The 4,358-nt window shown below is 73.7% G+C and carries 3 protein-coding genes and 1 pseudogene; 1 reads left to right on the top strand and 3 read right to left on the bottom strand.

Going from position 1 to position 4,358, the window contains the following annotated elements:
* Positions 1 to 954 (bottom strand): serine/threonine-protein kinase (locus NBZ85_RS28195; RefSeq protein ID WP_261563007.1); only part of this gene is annotated, 954 nt, incomplete at its 3' end.
* A gap of 198 nt (positions 955 to 1,152) precedes the next feature.
* Positions 1,153 to 1,809, bottom strand: coding sequence for a TetR/AcrR family transcriptional regulator (locus NBZ85_RS28190; protein ID WP_261560212.1), 657 nt, complete (start codon positions 1,807 to 1,809; stop codon positions 1,153 to 1,155).
* Between the two features lie 298 nt (positions 1,810 to 2,107).
* Between NBZ85_RS28190 and NBZ85_RS28185 the strand changes: the two genes are divergently transcribed.
* Positions 2,108 to 3,661 (top strand): MFS transporter, encoded by a 1,554-nt coding sequence (locus NBZ85_RS28185; RefSeq protein ID WP_261560210.1) that lies wholly within the window; start codon positions 2,108 to 2,110, stop codon positions 3,659 to 3,661.
* 16 nt (positions 3,662 to 3,677) lie between these two features.
* Here the strand turns inward: NBZ85_RS28185 and NBZ85_RS28180 are convergent.
* Positions 3,678 to 4,358, bottom strand: a pseudogene (locus tag NBZ85_RS28180) (hypothetical protein); the annotation flags it as partial.

Raw genomic sequence — 4,358 nt, 5'->3', positions numbered from 1 at the left:
GGCCAGGACCCGGGTCGGCGAGCGGGGGGTGTCCGGCGTCGGCCACGCGTTGGGCGGGTCCGAACGCGTCGACGGCAGGTGCTCGCCGATCTCGGCGGCGCGCTGCGCCACCATCCGGGTGACCGCCGGTGGCCAGGTCTCGGCCGCGACCTCCACCCCGTCGGCCAACCAGCGCAGCAGCATGGCGGGATCGGGCCGCGCGGCGGGGTCCTTCGCCAGGCAGGATCGCAGCGCGTCGCCCAGATCGGCCGGCACCCCGGTCAGGTCCGGGGAGCCGTGCACGACCCGGAACAGCATGGCGGCCGGGTCGCCCCGGCCGAACGGGCCGCGCCCGGTCGCGGCGAAGACGAGCACCGCGGCGGCGGAGAACACGTCGGCCGCCGGCCCGGCGGGACCACCGGCGGCCTGCTCCGGCGACATGTACGAGGCGGTGCCGAGGACGTCGCCCGCCCGCGTCAGCTCCGTGTGGTCGGCGGCGCGGGCGATGCCGAAGTCGATCAGGCGCGGTCCGTCGGCGGCGAGCAGGACATTGCTCGGCTTCACATCCCGGTGGACGACACCGGCCCGGTGCACGGCGACGATCGCCTCCAGCACGCCGGCCCCCAGGCGGCGAAGCACGGACGGCCCGAAGGGCCCGCAGCTCGCCACCGCCTCGTGCAGCGACGGGCCGGGCACGTACAGGGTGGCCAGCCACGGCGTCGCCGCATCCGGGTCGGCGTCCACCACCGGGGCGGTGAACGCCCCGCTGACCAGCTTCGCCGCGGCGACCTCCCGGCGGAAACGGTCCCGGAATCCGCCGTCCCCGGCCAGCTCCGGCCGGACCACCTTGACGGCCATCAGCCGACCGGAGGGCGAATGGGCCAGGAACACCCGCCCCATGCCGCCCTCGCCGATCCGGGCGCGCAGGTTGTAGGGACCGATCGTCGACGGATCCCCCGGTTCAAGTTTCTGCATCGACGCGTCCGTCCGCAGAACTCATCACACTCCGTCATAAGCACTGGTGGGCCCGGCCTTGGCGCTTCGTGTCGAGACGATGCCCGCCGGTCATCACCAAAATAGTGCAGAGCGGAAGGCTTCAGGACACCACCTGGGTACATCCCGCCGGTTGAGCGCGTTGCGTCCCGCCGTCAGCCGGGCGGACAGGTGTCTCGCTCAGCCGTGCTCGGCGCCCGCGGACCTGGTCGTCAGTGGCAGGACGATCTGGTCGACGACTGCGGCGACGAACGCGTCGGGCACGACGGGCTCGCGGATCAGCGAGTACTGCACGAGCATGGCGGGCCCGCTGGCGGCCACCAGGTCGCCGGCTGCCTCGGGGCGAATCTCGCCGCGCTCGGCCGCCCGGTGCAGCACCTCGCCGATGAGCTGGATGCACGGCTCGACCACGTGGTCGATGATCGTCTGGCGGACGGCGGGACGGTCGCAGCCCGCCTCGGCCGACACGAGCTGGAACGCGGTGCCGCGGGTGGAGTTGAACGACGCCTGCACGCAGCGCAGCAGCGCGTGGATGTCCGCGCGCACGTCGCCGGTCAGCGGTACGGCGCCCGGCGAGGGCAGCCGGTGCCGCAGCGCGTCGGCGATCATGTCTTCCTTGGTGGCCCAGCGGCGGTACAGCACGGTCTTGCCGGTCCCGGCGGCGGCCGCGACACCTTCCATCGTCAGGTTGGCGTAGCCGGCGCTGCGGAGCTGGTCGAACACCGCGTCGAAGATCGCTCGTAGCAACGCGTCGCCGCGGCGGCGGGTCGCGACCACACCGGTGCGGGCACCGCGAGTCGACTCCGCCCGCTGCGCGTCGGCGGGAACGACGCCCACGATCGTTCGCCTCCCGTCCGCCGGTCCCACCTGCCGACCGCATCGCCGTCGACGGCGCCACACCCAGGCAGCGGATCGTTGGTCCAAGTCCAAGCCTACCCGGGCGGGACGCCGCCGGTCGGCGCGCGCCGCGGGCACGGGGCGGGCCCACCGGACGCGGGCGCCTGGGGCACGTGGGTCCGCCGCAGGCGGTCGGGGCGACCTCATCGCAGAGGTGGGCGATCGGTCGGCGGCGCTCTGCTACTCTCCAAATTGGATACGCGACCGTATCTTAAGCAGCGCTGGTCGGGAGGCCGCCATGTCCTCGTCGTCACCGGAGAAAACCGCCGCCGAGCCGCCGCCGGAGGAGGCGAGGCGCGCGCGGATCGCGCTGGTCACGATCGTGACCTGCCAGCTGATGCTCGTCCTGGACATCACGATCGTGAACGTCGCCCTGCCGAGGATGCGGGAGACCCTCGACTTCTCCGCCACCGACCTGGCCTGGGTCATCAACGCGTACACGCTGGCCTACGGGGGTCTGCTCCTGCTCGGCGGGCGGGCCGGTGACCTGCTGGGACGCCGCGCCACGCTGCTCGGTGGGATTGCCCTGTTCACGATCGCCTCGCTGCTCGGCGGGCTGTCCACCGAGCCGTGGATGCTGGTCGCCGCCCGCGTCGGGCAGGGCGTCGGTGCCGCATGCGCGTCGCCGAACGCGTTGGCGCTCATCACCGCCAACTTCCCGGCGGGCCCCACGCGCACCCGGGCGATGGGCGCCTGGGCGGCGGTGGCTGGCGTCGGCGGCTCGATCGGGCTGATCGCCGGCGGCATGCTCACCACCTGGCTGTCCTGGCGGTGGGTCATGTTCATCAACGTGCCGTTCGGGCTCGCCATCCTGCTGCTGGCTCCGCGGTACCTGCACACACCGCCGCGCGGCGAGGGCCGCTTCGACGCGGCCGGGGCGCTGAGCTCCGTCGTCGGGCTCGCGTCCCTGGTCTACGGGTTCATCCGCGCCTCCTCGGATGGCTGGGGCGACGGCCGGACCCTCGGCGCCTTCGTGCTCGCCGTGGTCGCGCTCGCGGTCTTCGCGGCCGTCGAGGCGCGGGCCGTGCAGCCGGTCGTCCCCCTGCGGCTGGTCGCCGACGCCAGCCGGGCACGGACCTACCTCCTCCTGCTGCTGCTGACCGGAAGCATGCTGAGCATGTTCTTCTTCGGCACGCAGGTCCTCCAGGAGATCCTCGGCCTCAGCGCGCTGCGTGCGGGCCTGGCGTTCCTCCCGCTGTCCCTGGGGATCCTGGTGTCGGCCTCGCGGGCGTCGAAACTGCTGCCCAAGGCCGGTCCGAAGCCACTCATGCTCGTCGGCGCCGCGCTCAGCACCGGCGCCATGCTGTGGCTCGCGCAGGTCTCGGTGACCAGCAGCTACGTGTCGATCGCGCTTGGGCCGCTGCTCATGTTCGGCGCCGGCCTGGGCCTGCTGTTCGTGCCGCTGAGCGTCAGCCTCGTCGCGGGCGTTCCCACAGAGCAGTCCGGGGCGGCCGCGAGCATGATGGTCACGACCCAGCAGGTCGGCGGGTCGCTGGGGCTGGCCGTCCTCGTCACCGTCTTCGGTAGCGCCAGCCGGCACGCGCGCGGCGGGGCGCCGGCCGGCCTCGCCTCGGGCGAGCTGACGAGGTACGTCCTGGCCCACGGGGTGGCCGAGGCGTTCGCCGTCGGCGCGATCCTCGTCGCGGTCATCTTCCTCACCGTGCTGCTGACCCGTCCGATCCCGGTCGGGGACGGACCTCGGCCGCCCGGACCTGACGCCGCCGCGCGGGCGGGTGCGGCGGCATCCGACCGAGGCCGGCAGGACGACGCCGACGTCCCCCTGGGCACCTGACGACTCTGCCGGCGCGTCAGCTCTCGTCGGGCCTTGCCCACGTCGTGTAGCTGAAGGTCACGCTCGTCGGCCGCCCCCGCTCGTCGCCCTGGAAGCCGTCAACCGTGATCCCCACGGTTCGCTCCTCGCTCGTGTTGCCGCACAGCTGCAGGCCCGCACGCAGATCCGCGGCCCGCAACGCCAGGCCGAAGCCGGAGGCCGCGTGGCAGGTCGGGTAGTCCACGGCCGAGGTCGGCGCCAGTGAGCCCCCGTCACCGGTGAAGTAGCCGGACGTGGTGATCTTGAAGTCACCGCCGTCGAGCACGGCCATGCTGTTGCTAGGGGTGTCAGCGTCGAAGGATCCCCCGCTGCCGCCGGCGTCGGAGAGGGTGACCCTCCCCGAGTACAGGATCCGGGGTTCGACGGCTCTGGTCGGCGACGGCGTACTGATCGACCGCGGCGACGCGGACGGCGAGACCGACGGGGTCGTGCCGGCCGACTCGCCGCCGGCGGGGGGCACCCCGCCCGGCGTCGAGACCTGTGCGGCGGCGGTGACGGCAGCCGTGTCGCGGCCCGAGCCGTCGTCGCCGCCACCGAGGACGATCGCCAGCACCGCGGCCAGCACGCCGACCACGAGGATTGCCGCGAGGGCGCCGATCAGCCGGGCGGACGGGGTGCCCGGCCGGGCACCTGCGCCGGGAGCCACGGGAGCCACGAG

Source organism: Frankia tisae (assembly GCF_025403405.1).
Classification (GTDB): domain Bacteria; phylum Actinomycetota; class Actinomycetes; order Frankiales; family Frankiaceae; genus Frankia; species Frankia tisai.
The sequence above is the reverse complement of the archived record's forward strand: the minus strand, read 5'-3'. Positions and strand labels throughout refer to the sequence as shown.

Coding starts and splice junctions, on each gene's coding strand:
- NBZ85_RS28185 (WP_261560210.1), top strand. CDS start 2,108: ATGTCCTCGTCGTCACCGGAGAAAACCGCCGCCGAGCCGCCGCCGGAG.